Here is a 22,844-nt window from a genome sequence, read left to right as displayed (position 1 = left end):
ATAAGAATAAATGAAATTATGTCTAACCAAATCTCCACGCCCCTGCGGCGCGTCAGCATTTTGGCCATTGATCGGGTATTCGCTTCAACCCTCATGCAAGCCAAGGATTTCTTCCATCTCGCCAGCCTGCGGTATGGCAAGCAACAAGGCCTGGGCCTGACCCCAGCGTTTGAAACGCGCCTGGTCAGCCCCGACGGGCAATCGGTGCGCAGCTTCAGTGATGTGATCATGCCGGTGGACGGCGGCCTGGAAGACGCCGACATCATCGTCTTACCGGCCTTCTGGGATGACTTCGACGCGCTGTGCACGCGCTACCCGCAAGTGATGCCTTGGCTGCGCCAGCAACACGCCCGTGGCGCCGTGCTCTGCGGCGAAGCCACCGGGGTGTTCTGGCTCGCTGAAGCCGGGCTGTTGGATGGCAAGGAGGCGACCACTTACTGGCGCTTCTTCAATGCCTTCAGCGAACGCTTCCCCAAGGTGCAGCTCAACCAGGACAAGCACCTGACCGACGCCGACAACCTGTATTGCGCCGGTGGCACCACCTCGGCGTGCGACCTCTACATCTACTTGATCGAACGTTTCTGCGGCGCCAACATCGCCCAAGCCGTGGCCCGCGATATTCTTTACGAAGTGCAGCGCAGCTACGCGCCGGGGCGCATCGGGTTTGGTGGGCAGAAGCTGCACCAAGACGTGATCATCCTGCAGATCCAGCACTGGCTCGAAGAGCATTTTGCCGACAAGTTCCGCTTCGAAGACGTCGCCCGGGAACACGGTATGAGCATTCGCAACTTTATGCGCCGCTTCCAGACAGCGACGGGTGACAAGCCGCTGCATTACCTGCAACGCCTGCGCATCGAGACCGCCAAGGGCTTGCTTTCGGGCAGCCGCAAGAGCATCAAGACCATCAGTTATGAGGTGGGTTACGACGATGCGAGCTTCTTTGCGCGGTTGTTCCGCCAGCACACGGAGTTGTCGCCAAACCAGTACCGGCAGCAATTTCAGCAAGCCGCGTAGATACAGCCCCTGACGATGCAAACGACCCTGCCATACCGCAATGGTGCAGGGTCGAACTGAAAACCCCATGCAGCCTTAACCAAGGCCTTAAGCAATACCTGCCTGCAAGACCTCCAATTCCTACAGCTAGACAGGACGAAGACGAACCCGCAACGCCCAGGACCTCTGGCATTTTAAGCGAGGACAAAGTCGCCTATTTCTGCCGAACTGCGCTGCGGATCACGAAGGGCTTTTTCTAAATTCACTTGGCTCAAACTAGGACGGAGACTCAATCATGTCATCCATAGGAAGCAGCTCTTTCAGGTCGGCTGTACAGCCGAACGAGACAGGCGCAATTACATCCAAGGAAAATGAGACTGAACAGTTAAAAAAGGATCGAAAAAAGAAGGAAGAGGAAGCGGCGCCCGAATTTGTTAAGGGGGCGGACGGCGCGATCTACAAGGTGGAGGGTGACATAAAGACGCTCGTAAAACCGGCGCCGCCCACTGAAGACCAGATCACTTTTTAACCAACACCCAAAATAAAAAGGCCCGCAATCGCTGCGGGCCTTTTATATCAATCACACCGCTTACGGCTTATGCCCACGCGACAGGAACTCGTGGGACTGCATTTCCAACAAGCGGCTCAACGTGCGCTGGAATTCAAAGTTCAAGCGACCGCCGGTGTAGAGGTCCTTGAGTTCGACTTCCGCCGAGATGATCAGCTTGACGTTGCGGTCGTAAAACTCGTCGACCATGTTGATAAACCGGCGCGCGATGTCGTCGGTGGTGACGCTCATCTGCTCCACGCCGCTCAAAATCACCGCGTGAAAGATCTTGCCCAGTTCGATGTAGTCGTTCTGGCTGCGCGGGCCGTCGCACAGTTGGCGGAATTCGAACCAGGCCACGTCATCGCAGGTGCGCAGCGCGATGATTTCGCGGTTCTCGATCATCAACTTGTCGTTTTCCACCGCCTGGGTGCATTCCGGCGTGAGCGCACGGAAGCTTTTTTTCAGGCTTTCGTGCGCCGCTTCGTTCAGCGGGAAGTGGAACAGCTCGGCCTGCTCAAGGTGACGCAGGCGGTAGTCGACGCCGCTGTCGACGTTGACGATCTCGGTGTTCTGCTTGATCAGCGCGATGGCCGGCAGGAAGCGCGCGCGTTGCAGGCCGTCCTTGTACAAGCCGTCGGGCACGATGTTCGAGGTGGCAACCAAGGTCACGCCGTTCTTGAACAGCTCTTCCATCAGGGTGCCGAGGATCATGGCATCGGTGATGTCGGAGACGAAGAACTCATCGAAGCAGATCACCCGCGCTTCGTCGGAGAAGCGCTTGGCGATGATGGTCAGCGGGTTTTTCTCGCCCGGCAAGGTCTTCATTTCTTCGTGCACGCGCTTCATGAAGCGGTGGAAGTGCGTACGTACCTTTTCCTTGAACGGCAGCGCTTCAAAGAAGGTGTCGACCAGGTAAGTCTTGCCGCGGCCCACGCCACCCCAGAAGTACAAGCCCTTGACCGGCGTGTGGTCTTTCTTGCCAAACAGCTTGCTGAACATCCCTGGCTTGCTTTGCGAGGCCGCGACCAGGTCGTCGTACAGGCGCTGCAAATGACGCACCGCAGTTTCCTGGGCAGCGTCATGGAAGAATTCAGGACGTTTCAGATCAGCTTGATATCGTTCTAGGGGCGTCATAATTTCGTTAGCAAGGCAACAAAAACGGGCCGTCACTGTAACGACGGCCCTGAAGAATGGCAATCAACCCTTGGTCGGGTTAATCCTCGATGGGGGTCAACGCGACGCGCAGGGCTTCGATGGCAGCATCACGCGATGCCATATCGGCGAAGGTCGCACTGTCGGCCACAGCAGCGCCGTCCAGCCACACGCTGAAGCTCAGCACTTCAGTTCGCACGTCCAGCGCGTCACCACTTTGCAATTGCTTGGTTACCGCACCGGCCGCTTTGCCGTCGGCAAAGTTGCGCGACAGCAGCAGTTGCTCGCCATCGGCCGCCAGCAAGCGGAAGCGGAAACTGCCGTCGTCTTCGCGAAAGCTCACAAAGCGCGCGGTTTTGGCGGTTTTCTTCTTGGTCGCCACCGGCGCCGCAGCCTCATTGACGAATGAACGCAGGCCCACCGCCTCACGCAGCTCGGCCAGGAACGGCGCCGCTACGGCACGGGCCTTCTTGGCGCCGATCAGCAGCAGGTCTTCCATGTCCGAAGGGCGCGACATCAACTGGTGATAACGCTCGCGCGCCTCACCCAGTTGGCTGTCGAGCAGTTGGAACAGACGGCTCTTCGCCTCGCCCCAGCCCAAACCTTGCAACAACTCAGCGCGGAACTCTTCTTCCTGGGCCTTGGTGGCAAACGCCTGGAACAGGGTGAACAGGTGCGAGTTGTCCGGGTCTTTGGCTTCGCCGGGCGCGCGGGAATCGGTGACGATCCGCGAGATGGCGTCTTTCATGTCCTTGGCGCTGGTGAACAACGGGATGGTGTTGTCGTAGCTTTTCGACATCTTGCGGCCATCCAGGCCCGGCAAGGTGGCGACGCTTTCTTCGATCAACGCCTCGGGCATGGTGAAGAATTCTTTACCGTTGCCAAACAGGTGGTTGAAACGCTGGCCGATGTCGCGGGCCATTTCCACGTGCTGGATCTGGTCGCGACCGACCGGCACTTTGTGTGCGTTGAACATCAGGATGTCCGCCGCCATCAGTACCGGGTAGCTGTACAGGCCCATGGTGATGCCCGCGTCCGGGTCTTCACCGGTTTCCACGTTCTTGTCCACCGAGGCCTTGTAGGCATGGGCGCGGTTGAGCAGGCCCTTGGCGGCGACGCAGGTCAGCAGCCAGGTCAGCTCGGGAATTTCCGGGATGTCGGACTGGCGATAGAAAGTCACCCGGTTCACATCCAGGCCACCGGCCAGCCAGGTCGCGGCGATTTCCATACGCGAGCGCTGGATGCGCTGCGGGTCATCGCACTTGATCAAGGCGTGGTAGTCGGCCAGGAAGTAGAAGGAGTCGGCATTCGCGTCTTGGCTGGCAAGGATCGCCGGGCGGATCGCGCCAGCGTAGTTGCCCAGGTGCGGCGTGCCGGTGGTGGTGATGCCGGTGAGGATACGGGTACGAGTCGTCATGGGTAATCGCTTATCAGACTGCTATCAATTCGAGAGGCGCGGCAGCACCAGATCCTTGAGATCGGTCAGCTTGCCATGAAAAAAGTGACCGCATTCTGCCACTTTCAGCAGCTCATGGGGGCGTTTCAAGGCGCCAGACCAGTCGTAGACCAGCTGCGGGTCGACCACTTCGTCGGTTTCCGGCTGGATCAGGGTCAATGGGCAGCCTTGGGGCAGCAGGTCGGTATCGCGCAGGCGCATCACGGCGGCGGCAACCATGAACAGGTTTGCGAGCTTTTCACCCTTGGCTTCCAAACGGCCGCCGAGGCTGGCGGCCACGTAACCGCCAAAGGAAAAACCGAGCAGGGTGATCGGCAGGTCGGGGTGTTTTTCCCGCAGCCAGGTGGCAGCCGCTTCGGCATCGTCCACTTCACCGGCGGCCATATCGTGTGTACCGGCGCTGGCACCGACGCCACGGTAATTGAAACGTAAAGTAATCAAACCGGCATCGCGGGCGGTGCGTTGCAGGGTCGAGACAACTTTATTGAGCATGGTCCCGCCCTGCACCGGGTTAGGGTGGCAGATCAGCGCCAGGCCACGTGGCTCGGGGTGATCAAGGTACAGGGCTTCCAATTGGCCAACCGGGCCATCGATCAAAACGGGGGTTTCACGCATGAGCAAGGAATGAACTCCGTGACCTCTCAAAGGGTCGACTCGTCTAGCTAAAAGTCTGTGCATGGCATCATTGCGAGCTTAATCGCGGTATACAGCGCAGGTTTGAGCCGTTAACGTAAAGCAAAGCCGTTTATAGAGGAAGGACTCGTGGAACACTCGCTCTTAGTTTGGTTGTTGCCGACTCTCGCCTTGGTTGCCGGTGTCGCCATTGGATTCCTGGTTGCCCGTCTGCTGCCGAATGCCGCGCCTAACCGCACGCAGCGTCAGTTGGATGACATTCAGGAACGTTTTGACAGTTATCAGAACGAGGTTGTTACCCACTTCAACAGCACCGCGACCCTGGTCAAGAAGCTCACCCAGAGCTACCAGGAAGTACAGGATCACCTCGCCGATGGCGCCAACCGCCTGGCCCTCGACGACATCACCCGTCAGCGCCTGCTGGCTGCGTTGCATTCCGATGCCCCGCAAACTGCGCGGGAGCGCCTGACCCCACCGCGGGAAAACCAGGAGCCACCACGGGACTACGCGCCAAAAACGCCGAACGCCCCGGGCATGCTGGATGAGCATTACGGCTTGAAGAAGTAAGTCATTTTCAAGCAATAAAAAAAGCCCGGCTGATCGATGATCAGCCGGGCTTTTTGTTGGGCACTCACTTCATCAGCCAACACCGATCAAATGTGGGAGCTGGCTTGCCTGCGATCGCGGTGTGCCAGCTTACACCGCCATCGCGGGCAAGCCCGGCTCCCACATTGATCGAGTTCGGCCTCAGGAGACGAGTTGCTCCTGAAGACGCCCACCCTCGATCCGCACATGCCGCCCATGGAAGCGCTTGAGGCTGCTGCGATGGCCGACGCTGACGATGCTCAGCCCCGGCAACTCATCGATCAAGGCTTGGTACAACGTTGCCTCATCCTCTTCATCCATCGCCGAGGTGGCTTCGTCCATGTACAGCCATTGCGGTGCAAACAACAGCGCGCGGGCAAACGCCAGGCGTTGCTGCTCACCCGGCGAGAGCATGCGTTGCCAGTGGTTGGCTTCGTCCAGACGGCCGACCAAGTGCGGCAAGCGGCAGGTTTCGAGCACCTGTGCATAACGTTCCGGCGGGTAGACGCTGTCGGCCTGTGGATAACTCAGCGCGGCCTTCAGGGTGCCAATCGGCAGATACGGTTTCTGCGGCAGGAACAGGTAACGCGCCGCCGGCAGGCGGATGCTGCCGTGGCCCGCCGGCCACAAGTGCCCCATGGCGCGCAGCAAGGTACTTTTACCGCTGCCGGAACGCCCGCTGAGCATCACACGCTCGCCCGGCTCCACGGTCATGTCGCCATCGGTCAGCAAGTGGCGACCGTCGGCCAAGTCCATGCCCAAGTCTTTCACCACCAGACGCTCGCCTTCCGGGCGCACATCAATGGCCGGGGCACGCTGCTCGTTTTCACTCATGGCCTGGTGGAAGCTGAGCAGACGATCACTGGTCGCGCGCCAGCTGGCGAGGTCAGCGTAAGCGCTGATAAACCAGCTGAAGTTGCCCTGCACATTGCCGAACGCCGAGTTGATTTGCATCAGCTCACCCAGTTCGATCTTGCCGGCGAAATAGCGCGGCGCAGCGACGATGAAGGGAAAGATGGTTGCGATCTGTTCATACCCGGCGGTGAAGAAGGTCAGGCGCTTGGACACTTTCATAATGTCCCAGAAGTTGCGCCAGACCTTGCCGAAACGTGCGCTCAAGCGCTGGTTTTCATTCGGCTCGCCGTTATACAGGGCGATGCTCTCGGCATTCTCGCGCACGCGCACCATGGAGAAACGCAGGTCCGCTTCGAAGCGTTGCTGTTGGTTGCTCAGGCCGATCAAGCGACGGCCGATCAAGTGGGTTATCCAACTGCCGATCCCGGCGTAGACCAGCGCACACCAGAACATGTAACCCGGGATGGTAAAGCCAAACACCTCGATGCTGCCGGAAACGCCCCACAAAATAATCGAGAAGGACACCAGGCTGACGATATTGCGCAGCAGACCCAGGCCCAGGCCCAACGTGTTCGAGGTGAAGTTATTGAGGTCTTCGGATATTCGCTGGTCTGGGTTATCGGTGTAACCGCCCTGCTCCAGCTGGTAGTAGTTCTTGTCGGCGAGCCACCGTGCGAAGTGCTTTTCGGTGAGCCAGGCACGCCAGCGAATGGTCAGCATCTGGGTCAGGTACAGGCGGTATACCGCGCCGAGAATCGCCACGGCGGCAATCCCGCCAAAATAGCCGATCAACTGCCAGAAGGCGGCGGTGTCCTTCTTCTCCAGGGCGTTGTAGAAATCCTTGTACCAGTGGTTGATCCACACCGAGATCGCCACGCTGAACAGCGACAGGCCAACCAGTGCAGCCAGTAGCAACCAAGCCTTGCCCTTCTCTTCACTGCGCCAATAGGGCGTGATCATCGCCCAGGTTCGGCGCAAGAATTGCCCACGCACCGCGTCATTGACCGCGCCATACTCAGCGTTCTGATTCATCGTTCAGGCTCGATAGGGAAAAGATGACAGGCGTTTGAACCGATCATAGACGATCGGTTCAGAGCTCCCTGCGGCCTGAAGCGGATTGTTCAGACTTTGTTCAGCGCCGTACTGGGCGCTTCTGCAGCTTGCGCTGCAAAGTCCGTCGGTGCATGCCCAGGGCGCGGGCGGTGGCGGAGATATTGCCTTCGTGCTCGGTCAGTACGCGCTGGATGTGTTCCCACTGCAGGCGGTCCACCGACATCGGGTTTTCCGGCACCAGGGTATCGAGGTCAGCGTGCTCGGAGAGCAAGGCGGCCAGCACGTCGTCGGCGTCTGCCGGCTTGCACAGGTAGTTGCAGGCGCCGCGCTTGATGGCCTCGACAGCGGTGGCGATGCTGGAGTAGCCGGTGAGGATCACCACGCGCATTTCCGGGTCGAGTTCCAGCAGTTTAGGCAGTAGCACCAGCCCGGAGTCGCCGTCCATTTTCAGGTCGAGCGCGGCGTAGTCCGGCAAATCGGCCTGGGCGATGGTCAGGCCTTCTTCGGCCGAGCCTGCGGTGCTTACGCGGAAACCACGGCGGCTCATGGCACGCGCCATCACGCGGGTAAAGGTGGCATCGTCATCTACCAGCAACAGGTGCGGCAGTTCTTCGCCTTCGACTTGGATCTCGTCACTCATCGATATCTCCTCGTGCGACACGGGGCAGGCGCAGCTCGGTGAGCGTGCCACCTTCCTCATGACTATAGAGCTTCACTGAGCCGCCCGCGCGGGTCACGCTGGCCTTGCTCAAAAACAGGCCGAGGCCGAAGCCTTTGCCCTTGGTGGTAAAAAAGGGTTTACCGATCTGCTCGGCAATGGCCAGCGGCACGCCAGCGCCGTGGTCACGAATACTGATGGTCACGTCTTCGGCATCCCAATCCAGCTGCACGCCCAGCCCTTCGGGGCAGGCGTCGGCAGCGTTGTTGAGCAGATTGAGCAAGGCTTGGGTCAGGTCCGGCGGCGGCGCCATGCGCGGCACGCTGCCCTGGCCCAGCAGGTTGAAGCGGTAACTGGCTTCGGGGCGCATCAGGTGCCAGCGGTTCAGGGCTTCGTCGAGCCACTGGGTCACGTCCTGCATTTCCACCGCCAGGCGGCGATTGGCTTCGGCGGCGCGCACCAGTTGCTGCAGGGTCAGCTTGCACTGCTTGACCTGTTCCTGCAGCACGCTCAAATCTTCTTGCAGGGCCGGGTCGTGATGGTCCTGGGTCATTTCCTTGAGCAGTACGCTCATGGTCGCCAACGGCGTGCCCAGCTCGTGAGCGGCACCGGCGGCCTGGGTGGCGACGGCCAGGAGTTGCTGGTCACGCAGGCCTTCTTCGCGGCGAATGGCGCGTAATTCTTCCTGGCGACGCAGCTCTTCGGCCATGCGCGCGGCAAAGAAAGTAATCACCGCCGCAGACAGCGCAAAGCTCAGCCACATCCCATAAATCTGCAGATTTTCCCTAGCGATAGGGAAGGTCTGCAACGGGTAGAACTGTGCCAGCAGCAAGGTGTACAGCATCAGCGCGATACCCGACAGCACCACCGAGTAGCGCCATGGCAAGGTCACGGCGGCAATGGTCAGTGGCACCAGGTAATACGAGACGAACGGGTTGGTGGAACCACCGGAGAAATACAGCAGCACACTGTGGATAAACAGGTCGCAAGCCAACTGCAGGGCGTATTCCAGCTCGGTCACCGGCCAGGTGGTACGCAGCCGAATGGCCGTAAACACACACAGCACGGTGGAAAAGCCGAGGGTCACGGCCAGCTGCAGCCACGGCAATGGCAGCAGGTCGAACCAATACGCGAGCCCGACGGAACCGGCCTGTGCGGCCAGTACCAGGGTACGAATGAACGTCAGGCGCCAGAGGTTCTGGCGGGTGGCGGAAGTCAGTTTTACGGCGGCGAGCATGAGCTCTCCCGGTGAGCGCTGCAGGCGGATCGCCAGGAGTATAAACGAAGCAGGCCGCCTGGCACGGCGCGTGTGGCTCTTTGACGCAGGCCGAGCGAATGACCGTTCGTCGGCGCCCCCACAACTTGTAGCGAATGTGTAAACCCGAAGAACCCGACAGCACCGTCTACAGTCATACCGAACACGACTATCCCAAGGAGCTTCCATGTCTCGTTTCACTCGCAGTGCAGCCGTACTGACCCTGAGCGCCAGCGCCCTGGCCACCCTCCCGGCGATGGCCGCCGATGAGCTGCATTACAACCAGATATCCCTGCGCGCCGAGGTCAGCCAGGAAGTGGCCCGCGACAAGATGATCGTCACGCTTTATACCGAGTCGCAAAATACCGACCCGGCCAAGCTCGCCGCCGAAATCACCACCACCCTGAACAAGGCCCTTGGCGAAGCGCGCGAAGTCAAAGGCGTGACCCTGCGCCAGGGCAGCCGTAGCAGCTACCCGATCTACGACAACAAGAATCAGAAGATCACCGGCTGGCGTGAGCGCGCCGAGCTGCGCCTGGAGAGTGCGGACTTCCCGGCGCTGTCCAAGCTTACCGGCGAGCTGCTCAATACCCTGAAAATGGAAAACATGGACTTCGCCATCGCCGACAACACGCGCAAGGCCAGCGAAGATGCATTGCTCAAAGACGCGGTTGCCGCCTTCAAAGCGCGCGCCCAACTGGCCACCGATGCGCTGGGCGGCAAGGGCTACAAGATCGTTAACCTGAACTTCAACACCAATGGCTATCCGATGCCTTACGCCCGCAGTGGCGGGATGATGATGAAAGCAGCCATGGCGGATTCGGCGCCGACGCCGGAAGTCGAAGCCGGCACCAGCCAGGTCAACATGAGCGCTGATGGCGTGATCGAAGTACAGATGCAGTGACCTCTACCTGACAAACCTGAACGGCGGTAACCTCGGTGACCGCCGTTTTTGTTTGGGCGGCTTTATAGGCCTGCTACTTCAGGAGTTTCCATGCAAAGTTCTGCGTTCAAACCGCTACTCCTGGCTGCAAGCCTGCTGGCTTTTATGCCGATGGCCCAAGCGGCCAGCACCCTGGTCTACTGCTCGGAAGCCAGCCCCGCCGGCTTCGACCCCAGCCAGTACACCAGCGGCACCGACTTCGATGCTTCCGCCGAAACCGTGTTCAACCGCCTGACCCAGTTCAAGCGCGGCGGCACCGAAGTCGAACCCGGCCTGGCCACGAGCTGGGAGGTATCCAAAGACGGCCTGACCTACACCTTTCATCTGCGCGATGGCGTCAAGTTCCACACCACCGACTACTTCACCCCTACCCGCGACTTCAACGCGGATGACGTGCTGTTTACCTTCAACCGCCTGCTGGATGCCGACAGCCCCTTTCGCAAGGCCTACCCGTCCGAGTCGCCGTACTTCACCGACATGGGCTTGAACACCACGATCAAAAACCTCGAAAAACTCGACGATCACACCGTGCGTTTCAACCTGAACAACGTCGATGCCTCGTTCGTGCAGAACCTGGCGATGAGCTTTGCTTCGGTGCAATCGGCCGAATACGCCGCGCAGCTATTAAAAGAAGGCAAGGCTTCGGATATCAATCAAAAGCCCGTAGGCACCGGGCCGTTTGTGTTCAAGCGCTACCAGAAAGACTCGCAGATTCGCTACGCGGCCAATAAACAGTATTGGAAGCCCGAGGATGTGAAGCTCGACAACCTGGTGTTCGCCATCACCCCGGACGCGGCCTCGCGCTTGCAGAAACTCAAGGCCGGCGAATGCCAGGTCAGCGGCTACCCACGCCCCGCCGACATTGAAGTGATGAAGCAGGACCCGAATCTGCGCGTGCTGCAGCAAGCCGGTTTCAACTTGGGCTTTCTGGCGTACAACGTCACTCACCCGCCGCTGGACCAGCTCAAAGTGCGCCAGGCCCTGGACATGGCCATCGACAAACCGGCGATTATCAAGGCTGTTTACCAAAGCGCCGGGCAATTGGCGCAGAACGCACTGCCACCGGCGCAGTGGTCTTATGACCCCAACATCAAGGACGCGCCGTACGACCCGACCAAGGCGCGGGCGCTACTAAAAGAAGCAGGGGTTGCACCAGGTACCACCATCAATCTGTGGGCGATGACTGTGCAGCGCGCCTCGAACCCCAACGCGCGAATGTCGGCACAAATGATCCAACAGGATTGGGAAAAAGTCGGTATCAAAGCCAATATCGTTAGCTACGAGTGGGGCGAATACATCAAGCGCGCCAAAAATGGCGAGCACGACGCGATGATTTACGGCTGGACCGGCGACAACGGCGACCCGGATAACTGGCTTGGCGTGCTCTACAGTTGTGCCGCGGTCAAGGGCAGCAACTACGCTAAATGGTGTAACCCGGCCTACGACAAACTGGTGCAACAGGCCAAGGTCAGCAGTGACCGTGAGCAGCGCATCAAGTGGTATCAACAGGCACAGAAAATCCTTAAGGAACAAGTACCTATAACGCCTATCGCAAACTCGACGGTTTTCCAGCCTATTCGCAAAGAAGTGCAGAACTTCAAGATCAGCCCGTTTGGCCTGACACCGTTTTATGGTGTCAGTCTAGATAAGTAACAGCGACGCCCCAACCGAGTGCGCCAGACGCCTCGGTCGGGCTTTTTTGGTGCGTCAAATGCACTGAAAAAACCCTCTATATATATGCATTTATGTACAAACTTTCATAAATGCGACATTCCTGTACGTTCGTACCACAGTTTGGCTCTCGCGACGGTTCAGCATCTTGCAATGGGTATGGCGCCTGCATAAGTATCCGCAGGCCGACTCACGAGGTCGCCCTCACCACCAAAAATGACAACAAATCATGAGGCCAACATGCTTAAACACGCAGTCATTCCGCTTTTAGTGAGCGCTGGCCTTATGGCCGCAGCCCCATTCGCCCAAGCGGCGACTAACCTGGTGTTCTGCTCCGAAGGGAGCCCGGCCGGTTTCGACGCCGCCCAGTACACCACCGGAACAGACTTCGATGCTTCGGCCGAAACCATGTTCAACCGTCTGACCCAGTTCGAACGCGGCGGCACCGCTGTTGTTCCTGGGCTGGCCACCAGCTGGGACGTGTCCCCGGATGGCCTGACGTACACCTTCCACCTGCGCGAAGGCGTCAAGTTCCACACCACTGCGTACTTCAAGCCGACCCGTACCTTCAATGCCGATGACGTGCAGTTCACGTTCAACCGCATGATCAACAAGGACGACCCGTTCCGCAAAGCCTCCCCCACCGAGTTCCCGTACTTCACGGACATGGGGATGGACACCAACATCAAGAACATCGAGAAAGTCGATGACCACACCGTCAAGTTCATCCTTGGCACCGTGGACGCTGCTTTCATCCAGAACATGGCAATGAGCTTCGCTTCGATCCAGTCGGCTGAATATGCCGCCCAACTGTTGAAGGAAGGCAGGGCCCAGGACATTAACCAGAAGCCGGTCGGCACTGGTCCGTTCGTGTTCAAGAGCTACCAGAAAGACTCCAACATCCGTTTCACCGGCAACAAGGATTACTGGAAACCTGAAGATGTGAAGATCGACAACCTGATCTTCGCCATCACCACTGACCCGTCGGTGCGTATCCAGAAGCTCAAGAAAAACGAATGCCAGATCACTCTGTTCCCACGTCCAGCCGACCTGAAGACGCTGAGCGAAGACAAAGACCTGAAAATGCCGAACCAGGCCGGTTTCAACCTGGGTTACATCGCCTACAACGTAATGCCGGTGCTCAAAGGCCAGACTGCGCCTAACCCGCTGTCGGACCTGCGCGTGCGTCAAGCCCTGGACATGTCGGTAAACAAGCAGCAGATCATCGATTCGGTTTACCAGGGCGCTGGCCAACTGGCCGTCAACGCCATGCCACCAACCCAATGGTCCTACGACACCACCATCAAAGATGTTCCGTACGATGTGACCAAAGCCAAGGCTTTGCTCAAGGAAGCCGGTATCAAGGACGGCACCGAAATCACCCTGTGGGCGATGCCGGTTCAGCGTCCGTACAACCCGAACGCCAAGCTGATGGCTGAGATGCTGCAGAACGACTGGAAACAGATCGGCCTGAAGGTCAACATCGTCAGCTACGAGTGGGGCGAGTACGTCAAGCGCGCCAAAGGCGGCGAGAACCAGGCCATGCTGATTGGCTGGAGCGGCGACAATGGTGACCCGGACAACTGGCTGAACGTAATGTTCGGTTGCGACTCGCTGGCCGGTAACAACTTCTCCAAATGGTGTGACAAAAAATTCGATGGCCTCGTGAAAGATGCCAAGGCCACATCGGATGTCGCCAAACGCACCGAGCTGTACAAGCAGGCGCAACATATCCTCAAAGATGCAGTCCCGTTGACACCTATCGCGCACTCGACGGTGTATCAACCCATGCGCAACACCGTGCAGGACTTCAAGATCAGCCCGTTTGGCTTGAACTCCTTCTACGGCGTGAGCGTAAGCGGCAAGTAAGGATTAGTAACGGCGACGCGTCATAACGTCGCCGTTATTGCATCCGCCTGGACCATAGGAAACAGACCACATCCGAAACGTTGCCGTCCTACAGCAATGAGCCGCGACCTGTGCATCCGTTACCTACAAGGTCAATCCGTTTTGGCGTATTTACTGCGAAGTCCGAGACCCATAACGTCGTAGGACAGCAGAAGCACCAAGCACGGAAAGGCACTTGCTGTGTGTGGGATCAGTGATGTCTCCCAGGCAAAAGCCTGGGTGATTGCTCGCTGATGACAACAACAAACAAGGATTGGGATCGTCATGCGCCATACCACCGTTCTATCCGCAATTTTTGGCACCAGCCTGCTGGCTGTGGCTACGATGGGCCAAGCCGCCGACAAGAAGAGCCTGGTGTTCTGCTCTGAAGGCAGTCCGGCAGGGTTTGACACCGCGCAATACACCACCGCCACCGACAACGATGCCGCCGAGCCGCTGTACAACCGCTTGGTTGAATTCGAAAAGGGCTCAACCAATGTGGTACCTGGGCTGGCAACCAAGTGGGATATTTCCGAAGACGGCCTGACTTACACCTTCCACCTGCGTGAAGGGGTGAAGTTCCACAGCAACAAGGAGTTCAAGCCGACGCGCGACTTCAACGCCGACGACGTGCTGTTCACCTTCAACCGTATGCTTGACCCTGAATACCCGTTTCGCAAGGCCTACCCCACCGAGTTCCCGTACTTCACCGGGATGAGCCTGAACAAGAACATTGCCAAGGTCGAGAAAACCGACCCTTACACCGTGGTGATGACCCTGAACACGGTCGACGCCGCGTTCGTACAAAACATCGCCATGAGCTTTGCCTCGATTCTGTCGGCCGAGTACGCCGAGCAGCTGCTTAAAGAAGGCAAACCGAGCGACATCAACCAGAAGCCGATCGGCACTGGCCCGTTTGTGTTCCAGCGCTACCAGAAAGACTCGCAGATTCGTTATGTGGGCAACAAACAGTACTGGGACCCGAGCCGCGTGAAGCTCGACCAGCTGATTTTTGCGATCAACACCGACGCATCGGTGCGGGTACAGAAGCTCAAGGCCGGCGAATGCCAGATCACCCTGCATCCGCGCCCGGCCGACGTCGACGCTCTCAAGGCCGACCCGAATCTGCAATTGCTGACCAAGCCGGGCTTCAACCTCGGCTACATCGCCTACAACGTGCGCCACAAACCCTTCGACCAGCTCGAAGTGCGCCAGGCGCTGGACATGGCGGTGAACAAGCAGAGCATCCTCAACGCCGTGTACCAGGGCGCCGGTCAGCTGGCGGTCAACGCCATGCCGCCGACCCAGTGGTCCTACGACGACACCATCAAGGACGCCGCCTACGACCCGGAAAAAGCCAAGGCACTGCTCAAGGCTGCCGGCGTGAAGGAAGGCACCGAGATCACCCTGTGGGCGATGCCGGTGCAACGGCCGTACAACCCCAACGCCAAACTGATGGCCGAGATGCTGCAAAGCGACTGGGCCAAGATCGGCCTCAAGGTCAAGATCGTCAGCTACGAGTGGGGCGAATACATCAAGCGCACCAAGAACGGTGAGCACGATATCAGCCTGATCGGCTGGACCGGCGACAACGGTGACCCGGACAACTGGTTGGGCACCCTGTATAGCTGCGACGCCATCGGCGGGAACAACTACTCCATGTGGTGTGACCCGGCGTACGACAAGCTGATCAAGCAAGCCAAGGTCGTCACCGACCGCGAACAAAGGACTGTTCTGTACAAACAGGCGCAGCAACTGCTTAAAACACAGGTGCCGATCACGCCAGTCGCCCACTCGACGGTCAACCAGCCGTTAAGCGCCAAAGTTGAAGGGTTCAAAGTCAGCCCCTTCGGCCGCAACGTGTTCTCGGGCGTCAGTATCACCCCATAAGAAAATAACCGGATTTGCAGGGAGCGAAGTTAGCTCCCTGGCAAACGTGCAGCCTTTTGTTGGTAAATTTCCTACGGCAAACGTTTGCAAGGCTTGAACGAGTTACACACCCAATAGCCGGTTCACCTAAAAAGACCGGCATTAAAAAGAGAACCAAAGGAGCTTCACCCATGAAACTGAGCAGCAAAGCGCTTCTGGCCTTGGCCATCAGCAGCATCACGGCAACCGCCTTCGCTGAACCTCAAAGCCAGGACTTCGTTCCTACCACATTGGCCGGCACCAGCGCCCAAAGCGAGGCCAAAGGCTTTGTCGACGGTCAAAGCCTGGGCGGTACTACCCGTAACTGGTTCTCCAGCGAGCGTAAATTCCGTGGCCAGCGCTTCTCTTACAAGAAGCACGGCGTGACAGAAACCGACGCGAACCGTACGAACTGGCTGCAAGGCACCATCCTTAACTACTCCTCGGGCTTCACCCAAGGCACCGTGGGCGTGGCGACCGAAGTGGCGGCTTACAACGTTGTGGCCCTGGACCGCAGCAAGCGTGACATCAAGGGCGGTTCCAACCGTACGCTGGCTGACTCCGACGGCGATGCCGTAGGCCAGTGGAGCAAACTGGGCCTGGCCAACGTGAAGTTCCGTGTCTCGAACACCACCTTGACCGCCGGTCGCCAGAACTTCAGCAGCGGCATTGTCGACACCATCGGTAACCGCGCACTGCCTTCAAGCTTTGAAGGTGTGTCGTTCGACAGCCAGGAACTCAGCAACCTGTCGTTCCAGGGCGGTATCTTTGACCGCGTTTCGCCACGTACCGAACAGAGCCTGTCGAAATTCCGCTCCGAGTACGGCAATGGCCAGGAAACCGACAAGGTCAAAACCCTGGGCTTCAACTACCAGCCGTTCAAAAGCCTGAAAACCAGCGTTTTTGCCGCTAACGTCGAAGACTTCTGGAACCAGTACTACTTCGGCGCTACCCACGAACTGGGTGATGCCCAGACTCTGGCACTGACCACCGGCTTGAACTACTACAAAACCACCGACACCGGCAGCAAGAAGATGGGCAAAATCGACAACGACACTTACTCGTTGTCTCTGGGCCTGACTCACCAAGCCCACAGCCTGACCTTCTCCTACCAGGCCGTTAACGGTAACGAGTACTTCGACTACCTGCACGAAACCAACGGCATCTACCTGGCCAACTCCCTGACCTCTGACTTTAACGGTCCGAACGAGAAGTCCTTCCAGGTTGCCTACGGCCTCAACATGGCTGAATACGGCGTGCCAGGCCTGAAGTTCAACATCTACTCGGCTCGCGGCTGGGGCATTGATGGTACTCACTACACCGGCGACGGCGGCGTGAAAGGCTTCGCTTACAACGGTATTCAGTCCCAAGACGGCGAGAAGCACCAGGAATACGGCGTAGGTACTTCCTACGCTATCCAGAGCGGCCCTCTGAAAGCCACCACCATCCGTGGCACCTACGTCACTCACCGTGCCAGCGCCCAACAGGCTGACGGCAACATCCGTGAGTTCCGCCTGGTCACTACCATCCCGTTCAACATCCTTTAATTAGCGCCAGGTAGACGGCGGGTTCATGACGAACCCGCCGTCTACGCTTGTCTGGTTCAATCGATTGCAGAGGGCTCTGAATGAAAATGCTCCCGCTACAAGCTGCCATTGCCGCTGCGCTGTTGAGCGTCGCGATCGGCGTTTCGGCCAAACCGCTGGTGGTCTGCACCGAAGCCAGCCCGGAGGGTTTCGACCCGGTCCTGTACACCACGGCCGTCACCGCTGACGCCGCTGCCGAAACCATGTTCAACCGCCTGGTGGACTTCAAGCCCGGCACCACCGAAGTGATTCCTGCACTGGCCAAGGCCCTGCCGGAAATCAGCGCCGATGGCCTGACCTACACCTTTCACCTGCGTGACGACATCAAGTTCCACACCACCGACTACTTCAAACCCACGCGCAACATGAATGCCGACGACGTGCTTTGGAGCTTCCAGCGCCAGCTGGACCCGAACCACCCTTGGCATAACAAGTCCGCTGTGGGCTACCCGTACTTTGAAAGCATGGGTTTCAAGGAACTGCTCAAGAGCGTAACGAAGACCGACGACCACACCGTTGTCTTCACCCTGACCCGTCCTGAAGCACCGTTCCTGGCCGACCTGGCCATGGCGTTTTCCTCGATCCACTCCGCCGAATACGCCGACCAGTTGCTCAAGTCCGGCAAGACCGATGACCTGAACGCCAAGCCGATCGGCACCGGCCCGTTCATCTTCACCCGCTACGCCAAGGACGCCCAAGTGCGCTTCAAGGCCAACCCGGATTACTTCCGTGGCAAGCCGCCAGCTGACCCGTTGATCCTGGCCATCACTACCGACAGCAACGTGCGCCTGCAAAAGCTCAAGGCCAACGAATGCCAGATCGCGCTGTATCCCAAGCCCGATGACGTGCCGAGCGCCAAGGCTGATCCAAACCTGAAAGTCGCGGAACTGGCGGCCATGACCACCAGCTACACCGCCATGAACACCACCCACAAGTACATGAGCGACGCGCGGGTGCGTCACGCGATCAACATCGCGTTCGACAAGAAAGGCTACAACGAATCCCTGTATGGCAAAGGCAACGCCATCGACGCCACTGGCCCGTATCCACCGACGCTGCTGGGTTTCAGCGACAAGCTGAAGAACCCGCCACGTGACCTGGACAAGGCCCGCGCCCTGCTCAAGGAAGCCGGCGTACCGGAAGGCACCGAGTTCACCCTGTTCACCCGTAACGGCGGTGGCCCGACCAACCCTAACCCAATGCTCGGCGCCCAGCGCATGCAGGCAGATCTGGCTCAGATTGGCCTGAAGGTCAACATCAAAGTCATGGAATGGGGCGAAATGCTCAAGCGCGCAAAAAACGGCGAGCACGACATGGTTTCCGCCGGCTGGGCTGGGGATAACGGTGACCCGGATAACTTCCTCACGCCAAACCTGAGTTGCGATGCAGCCAAAAACGGCGAAAACTACGCCCGCTGGTGTAACAAAGAGTTTCAAGACTTGATCGATAAGGCACGCGCCATCGAGGAACCCTCGAAACGGGCTGCACTCTACGAACAAGCCATGGACGTTTTCGAGAAGGATCAACCCTGGATTCCCATGGCTTACCCGAAAATGTTCACCGCCATGCGCAAAAACGTCGAAGGCTTTACCCAAAGCCCTCTGACTACAAATAACTTCGCCACCACCCAGGTGAAGTAATAAGAGACGCTCGGCACCGTCGACATTGACGGTGCCGAACCTGCCTAACCGGCTGATTGAGGTACACAACAAGATGTTTAGCTTTATTGCCCGCCGATTGGGGTTACTGATCCCCACGTTTTTCGGCATCACGTTGCTGACGTTTGCGTTGATTCGCATGATCCCCGGCGACCCTGTCGAAGTCATGATGGGCGAACGACGAGTCGACCCAGAGATGCACGCACAGGCAATGGAACGCCTCGGCCTTAACAAGCCGCTGTACGCGCAATATTTTGACTACGTAGGCAAGCTCGCCCAGGGCGACCTCGGTGAATCCCTTCGCACCCGCACCAGCGTGTGGACCGAATTCACCGCCCTCTTCCCCGCGACCCTGGAACTGTCCATGGCCGCCCTGTTGTTCGCCGGTATCCTGGGCCTGTTGGCCGGGGTGATCGCGGCCTTGAAACGAGGATCCCTGTTCGACCATGGGGTGATGGGCATCTCCCTCGCGGGATATTCGATGCCGATCTTCTGGTGGGGCCTGATCCTGATCATGTTCTTCTCGGTAAGCCTGGGCTGGACCCCGGTTTCCGGGCGTATCGACCTGCTCTATGACATCGAGCCACGCACCGGCTTTATGCTGATCGACACCTTGCTGGCTGACGAGCCGGACGCTTTCTGGGATGCCTTGCACCACCTGATCCTGCCGGCCATCGTGCTCGGCACCATCCCGCTGGCGGTGATCGCCCGGATGACCCGTTCATCGATGCTCGAAGTACTGCGCGAAGACTACATCCGCACCGCCAAGGCCAAAGGCCTGTCGCCGGCGCGCGTGGTGTTCGTACACGGCCTGCGTAACGCGCTGATCCCAGTACTCACCGTGGTCGGCCTGCAAGTCGGCACCCTGCTGGCCGGTGCGGTCCTGACCGAAACCATTTTCTCGTGGCCCGGCATCGGCAAATGGCTGATCGAAGCCATTGGCGCGCGAGACTACCCGGTGGTGCAAAACGGCATCCTGCTGATCGCCTGCCTGGTGATCCTGGTGAACTTCGTGGTGGATATCCTCTACGGCTTCGCTAACCCACGCATCCGTCACCAGCGCTGAGATCATGACCATGACCCCATCTACACAAGCGGTAGCAGTCGATCAAAGCCTGCTGTACCCGTCCCCTTACAAAGAATTCTGGCAAGCCTTCTCCAAGAACAAAGGTGCGGTTGCCGGCCTGCTATTCATGACCCTCATCGTGTTTTGCGCGATCTTCGCCCCGTGGGTTGCGCCGCATAACCCAAGCGAGCAATACCGCGATTTCCTGCTGACCCCGCCGTCGTGGCTGGAAGGCGGGCAGATCCAGTTCCTGCTCGGTACCGACGAGCTGGGCCGTGACCTGCTTTCGCGCCTGATCCAGGGTTCGCGCCTGTCCTTGCTGATCGGCTTGTCGTCGGTGGTGATGTCGCTGATTCCAGGCATCCTGCTAGGCCTGTTCGCTGGCTTCTTCCCGCGCCTGCTTGGCCCAACCATCATGCGCTTGATGGACATCATGCTGGCCCTGCCGTCGCTGCTGCTGGCTGTCGCCATTGTCGCGATCCTCGGCCCTGGCCTGATCAACACCGTGATCGCTATCGCCATCGTGTCGTTGCCATCCTATGTGCGTCTGACCCGTGCTGCAGTGATGGGCGAACTGAACCGCGACTACGTGACGGCCGCCCGCCTCGCCGGCGCCGGCCTGCCACGCCTGATGTTCATCACCGTGCTGCCTAACTGCATGGCGCCGCTGATCGTACAGGCCACTTTGAGCTTCTCTTCGGCGATTCTCGATGCCGCGGCCCTGGGCTTCCTTGGCCTTGGCGTACAACCGCCAACCCCTGAGTGGGGCACCATGCTGGCTTCGGCCCGTGACTACATCGAACGCGCCTGGTGGGTCGTGAGCCTGCCGGGTCTGACCATTTTGCTCAGCGTGCTGGCAATCAACTTGATGGGTGACGGCCTGCGCGATGCGCTGGACCCGAAACTCAAGAACGCCGCCTGAGGAGATTCCCATGTCACTGTTAGAAATCAAGAATCTCAATGTGCGCTTCGGCGACAAGACCGCCGTGCCGGTGGTCGATGGCCTCGACATTTGCGTCGACAAAGGCGAAGTACTGGCGATCGTTGGCGAGTCGGGCTCGGGTAAATCCGTGACCATGATGGCGCTGATGGGCCTGATCGAGCACCCCGGGATCGTCACCGCCGACGCGCTGAACTTCGACGGCAAGGACATGCTCAAGCTGAGTAACCGTCAGCGCCGCCAGATCGTCGGCAAAGACCTGGCGATGGTGTTCCAGGACCCGATGACCGCGCTGAACCCCAGCTACACCGTGGGTTTCCAGATTGAAGAAGTGCTGCGCCTGCACCTGAAAATGTCCGGCAGACAAGCACGTAAACGCGCTATCGAGCTGCTCGAAAAAGTTGAAATCCCAGGCGCCGCCAGCCGTATGGATGCCTACCCGCACCAACTGTCCGGCGGTATGAGCCAGCGTGTGGCCATCGCCATGGCGATTGCCGGCGAGCCGAAACTGCTGATCGCCGACGAACCGACCACGGCCTTGGACGTGACCATCCAGGCGCAGATCATGGAGCTGCTGCTGGCCCTGCAGAAAGAGCAGAACATGGGCCTGGTGCTGATCACCCACGACCTCGCCGTGGTGGCCGAAACCGCCCAGCGTGTGTGCGTGATGTACGCCGGCCAAGCCGTGGAAGTCGGCCAGGTGCCGCAGTTGTTCGACATCCCGGCGCACCCGTACAGCGAAGCGCTGCTCAAGGCAATCCCGGAGCACAGCCTGGGCGCCACGCGCCTGGCCACGCTGCCGGGCATTGTTCCCGGTCGTTATGACCGGCCGCAGGGTTGCCTGTTGTCGCCGCGCTGCCCGTATGTGCAGGAATCCTGCCGTGCCCAGCGGCCTGGCCTTGACCCGAAAAGCAACAGCCTTGCGCGCTGCTTCTACCCCTTGAACCAGGAGGTGGCGTAATGGCCGTCGTTCTTACCGCCCGCGACCTGACCCGTCACTACGAAGTGTCCCGTGGCCTGTTCAAGGGCCACGCGCTGGTACGCGCGCTTAATGGTGTGTCGTTTGAGCTGGAAGCCGGCAAGACCCTGGCGGTCGTTGGCGAATCCGGTTGCGGCAAATCCACCCTGGCCCGCGCCCTGACGCTGATTGAAGAACCGTCGTCAGGCTCGCTGAAAATCGCCGGCCAGGAAGTCGCCGGCGCCAACAAGGCCCAGCGCAAGCAATTACGCAAAGACGTGCAGATGGTGTTCCAGAGCCCGTACGCGTCGTTGAACCCGCGCCAGAAAGTCGGTGATCAACTCGGCGAGCCGCTGCTGATCAACACTAATCTGTCCGCCGCTGAACGCCGCGAGAAAGTCCAGGCGATGATGAAGCAAGTGGGCCTGCGCCCTGAGCACTATCAGCGCTACCCGCACATGTTCTCCGGTGGCCAGCGTCAGCGCATCGCATTGGCCCGCGCCATGATGCTGCAACCCAAAGTGCTGGTGGCGGATGAACCGACCTCGGCGCTGGACGTGTCGATCCAGGCCCAGGTGCTCAACCTGTTCATGGACCTGCAGCAGGAATTCAACACCGCCTACGTGTTCATCTCCCACAACCTGGCGGTGGTGCAACACGTCGCCGACGACGTGATGGTGATGTACCTCGGCCGCCCGGTGGAAGTCGGCCCCAAGGACGACATCTACGCCCGCCCTCTGCACCCGTACACCCAGGCGCTGCTGTCGGCCACCCCGACCATCCACCCGGACCCGAACAAGCCGAAGATCAAAATCGTCGGCGAACTGCCCAACCCGCTGAACCCGCCACCTGGCTGCGCGTTCCACAAGCGCTGCCCGTATGCGACCACGCGGTGCAGCAGCGAGGAGCCGCAGTTGCGTGCCTTGGATAACCGTCAGGTGGCTTGCCACTATGCGGAGCAGTTTGTGGCCTGACCGATAAAAGATGCCTTGGGGGTCAACCCAGGGCATTAAGTGTGTTCTACAAGCCCTTCCCAT

At 59.2% G+C, this 22,844-nt stretch carries 19 protein-coding genes; 13 read left to right on the top strand and 6 right to left on the bottom strand.

What is annotated here, in order from left to right; genetic code table 11:
* The first annotated feature begins 93 nt into the window (after positions 1-93).
* On the top strand, positions 94-1,014 hold the full coding sequence (locus ACI77I_RS09040; RefSeq protein ID WP_176462922.1) for a GlxA family transcriptional regulator: 921 nt from the start codon (positions 94-96) through the stop codon (positions 1,012-1,014).
* 274 nt (positions 1,015-1,288) lie between these two features.
* Positions 1,289-1,522 (top strand): hypothetical protein, encoded by a 234-nt coding sequence (locus ACI77I_RS09035; RefSeq protein WP_094950398.1) that lies wholly within the window; start codon positions 1,289-1,291, stop codon positions 1,520-1,522.
* Between the two features lie 60 nt (positions 1,523-1,582).
* Here the strand turns inward: ACI77I_RS09035 and zapE are convergent, their stop codons facing one another.
* The 3 genes from zapE to ACI77I_RS09020 all read right to left on the bottom strand — a co-directional run bounded on the left by zapE (position 1,583) and on the right by ACI77I_RS09020 (position 4,766).
* Positions 1,583-2,677 (bottom strand): cell division protein ZapE, encoded by a 1,095-nt coding sequence (zapE, locus tag ACI77I_RS09030; protein WP_012722199.1) that lies wholly within the window; start codon positions 2,675-2,677, stop codon positions 1,583-1,585.
* 79 nt (positions 2,678-2,756) lie between these two features.
* Positions 2,757-4,112, bottom strand: coding sequence for a tryptophan--tRNA ligase (locus tag ACI77I_RS09025; protein ID WP_406997353.1), 1,356 nt, complete (start codon positions 4,110-4,112; stop codon positions 2,757-2,759).
* A gap of 24 nt (positions 4,113-4,136) precedes the next feature.
* On the bottom strand, positions 4,137-4,766 hold the full coding sequence (locus ACI77I_RS09020) for an alpha/beta hydrolase (protein WP_406997352.1): 630 nt from the start codon (positions 4,764-4,766) through the stop codon (positions 4,137-4,139).
* Between the two features lie 147 nt (positions 4,767-4,913).
* Between ACI77I_RS09020 and ACI77I_RS09015 the strand changes: the two genes are divergently transcribed.
* A complete protein-coding gene (locus ACI77I_RS09015; protein WP_094950395.1) occupies positions 4,914-5,351 on the top strand; it encodes a YhcB family protein in 438 nt (145 codons plus the stop codon).
* Positions 5,352-5,531: 180 nt separating this feature from the next.
* Here ACI77I_RS09015 and ACI77I_RS09010 read toward each other — a convergent pair whose 3' ends face one another.
* The 3 genes from ACI77I_RS09010 to ACI77I_RS09000 form a co-directional block, all read right to left on the bottom strand.
* On the bottom strand, positions 5,532-7,256 hold the full coding sequence (locus tag ACI77I_RS09010; RefSeq protein ID WP_406997351.1) for an ABC transporter ATP-binding protein/permease: 1,725 nt from the start codon (positions 7,254-7,256) through the stop codon (positions 5,532-5,534).
* Between the two features lie 100 nt (positions 7,257-7,356).
* Complete coding sequence (locus tag ACI77I_RS09005) at positions 7,357-7,917, bottom strand: response regulator transcription factor (protein WP_003171731.1); 561 nt, start codon at positions 7,915-7,917, stop codon at positions 7,357-7,359.
* The gene (locus tag ACI77I_RS09000) at positions 7,910-9,172 is read right to left on the bottom strand and encodes an ATP-binding protein (protein WP_242154457.1); all 1,263 of its coding nucleotides are present in this window, start codon (positions 9,170-9,172) and stop codon (positions 7,910-7,912) included. The genes ACI77I_RS09005 and ACI77I_RS09000 overlap by 8 nt, the downstream gene beginning before the upstream one ends.
* Before the next feature lie 205 nt (positions 9,173-9,377).
* Here ACI77I_RS09000 and ACI77I_RS08995 point away from each other — a divergent pair, with 205 nt between their 5' ends.
* From ACI77I_RS08995 to ACI77I_RS08950, 10 genes are all read left to right on the top strand, one after another.
* Positions 9,378-10,094, top strand: coding sequence for an SIMPL domain-containing protein (locus ACI77I_RS08995; protein WP_094950392.1), 717 nt, complete (start codon positions 9,378-9,380; stop codon positions 10,092-10,094).
* Between the two features lie 90 nt (positions 10,095-10,184).
* Entirely contained in the window at positions 10,185-11,786 is a 1,602-nt protein-coding gene (locus ACI77I_RS08990; protein WP_263274505.1) for an ABC transporter substrate-binding protein, read from the top strand.
* A 258-nt stretch (positions 11,787-12,044) separates the two neighbouring features.
* Complete coding sequence (locus tag ACI77I_RS08985; protein ID WP_406997350.1) at positions 12,045-13,673, top strand: ABC transporter substrate-binding protein; 1,629 nt, start codon at positions 12,045-12,047, stop codon at positions 13,671-13,673.
* Positions 13,674-14,036: 363 nt separating this feature from the next.
* Positions 14,037-15,581 carry an ABC transporter substrate-binding protein gene (locus ACI77I_RS08980; protein WP_371917669.1) on the top strand — a complete coding sequence of 515 codons (1,545 nt, stop codon included), beginning with the start codon at positions 14,037-14,039 and terminating at the stop codon, positions 15,579-15,581.
* A gap of 170 nt (positions 15,582-15,751) precedes the next feature.
* The gene (locus tag ACI77I_RS08975) at positions 15,752-17,146 is read left to right on the top strand and encodes an OprD family outer membrane porin (RefSeq protein WP_094950388.1); all 1,395 of its coding nucleotides are present in this window, start codon (positions 15,752-15,754) and stop codon (positions 17,144-17,146) included.
* Positions 17,147-17,226: 80 nt separating this feature from the next.
* The gene (locus ACI77I_RS08970; protein WP_406997349.1) at positions 17,227-18,825 is read left to right on the top strand and encodes an ABC transporter substrate-binding protein; all 1,599 of its coding nucleotides are present in this window, start codon (positions 17,227-17,229) and stop codon (positions 18,823-18,825) included.
* 73 nt (positions 18,826-18,898) lie between these two features.
* Positions 18,899-19,909: an ABC transporter permease subunit gene (locus ACI77I_RS08965; RefSeq protein ID WP_094950443.1), complete on the top strand. Its 1,011-nt coding sequence runs from the start codon at positions 18,899-18,901 to the stop codon at positions 19,907-19,909.
* A gap of 10 nt (positions 19,910-19,919) precedes the next feature.
* A complete protein-coding gene (locus ACI77I_RS08960) occupies positions 19,920-20,831 on the top strand; it encodes an ABC transporter permease subunit (protein ID WP_094950444.1) in 912 nt (303 codons plus the stop codon).
* A gap of 10 nt (positions 20,832-20,841) precedes the next feature.
* Complete coding sequence (locus ACI77I_RS08955) at positions 20,842-21,810, top strand: ABC transporter ATP-binding protein (protein WP_094950386.1); 969 nt, start codon at positions 20,842-20,844, stop codon at positions 21,808-21,810.
* Positions 21,810-22,781 carry a peptide ABC transporter ATP-binding protein gene (locus ACI77I_RS08950; protein ID WP_094950385.1) on the top strand — a complete coding sequence of 324 codons (972 nt, stop codon included), beginning with the start codon at positions 21,810-21,812 and terminating at the stop codon, positions 22,779-22,781. Before ACI77I_RS08955 ends, ACI77I_RS08950 begins: the two co-directional genes overlap by 1 nt.
* Positions 22,782-22,844: the final 63 nt, after the last annotated feature.

It is taken from the genome of Pseudomonas sp. D47, assembly GCF_045447305.1.
Taxonomy (GTDB): domain Bacteria; phylum Pseudomonadota; class Gammaproteobacteria; order Pseudomonadales; family Pseudomonadaceae; genus Aquipseudomonas.
This window is presented reverse-complemented; position numbering and strand designations above follow the sequence as displayed.